The sequence below is a fragment of the Micrococcus sp. LASM2_SD2 genome, assembly GCF_057364565.1.
This window is the reverse complement of sequence record NZ_JBNFOB010000450.1, coordinates 1-746: the sequence shown is the minus strand read 5'-3', so window position 1 is coordinate 746 and position 746 is coordinate 1. Positions and strand designations below refer to the sequence as shown.

General features: G+C 75.9%; 1 protein-coding gene. It reads right to left on the bottom strand.

The annotated features are described in order from the left end of the window. Positions 1-120 precede the first annotated feature (120 nt). Positions 121-405: a DUF4244 domain-containing protein gene (locus tag AC2W7A_RS13050; RefSeq protein WP_485991697.1), complete on the bottom strand. Its 285-nt coding sequence runs from the start codon at positions 403-405 to the stop codon at positions 121-123. Between the last annotated feature and the right edge of the window lie 341 nt (positions 406-746).

Below are 746 nucleotides of genomic sequence, written 5' to 3'. Positions count from 1 at the left end.
CCGGAGAGGAGACGGCCGTGGGCGCGCGGGAGGGCACGCCTGCCGGGTGCGCTGAGGACCGGCCCGACCCCGGGCCGGGCGGTGCTCTCCCGCCCGGCCCGGAGCGGATCGGTGTGGGTGTCAGCCACGGTTCAGCGCCTCGCCCACGAGGTCGGCGAGCAGGCCCTGCACGTCGCCGCTGGAGAGCACGACGGCCAGCACACCGGCGAAGCCCACGGCAGCCAAAGTCAAGATTGCGTATTCAGCAGTGGTGGCGCCGGCATCGTCCTGGAGCTTCGCGGTCCAGGAGGCGGCGCGGCGGGCGCCGAGCGTCTGCACGGCGGCGAGCTGGACGGCCTCGGCCGCCGCCTCGGAGGCCGCTGCGACGGCGCGGGTGTTCTCGGTGGTCTGGTCGGTGTGGTTCACGGTGTGTCCCTCCATCGGTGTGGCGGGCCGCCTCTGACGCGGTCCGCACGGGCCGGATGCCCGATGCCTCCAGGCTTCGCGATCCGGGGCCCTGCCCGCCCGGCCGGTTCCGCGTGCCGTGGACAGGGACGGCGTGTCGGTCCGCTGTGGAGGACGGGAGGACCGTCCCCGGGGATCACGCCGGGCCGCGCAGCATGGTCAGCAGCAGGGGCAGCACACCGAGGCAGACGAAGGCGGGCAGGTGGCAGAGCCCGAGCGGCACCACGAGTCGGACCGCCAGCTGCTCCGCGGCGAGCTCGGCGGCGCGGCTGCGCTCCTGCCGCACGGCCCGGGCGGCCTGG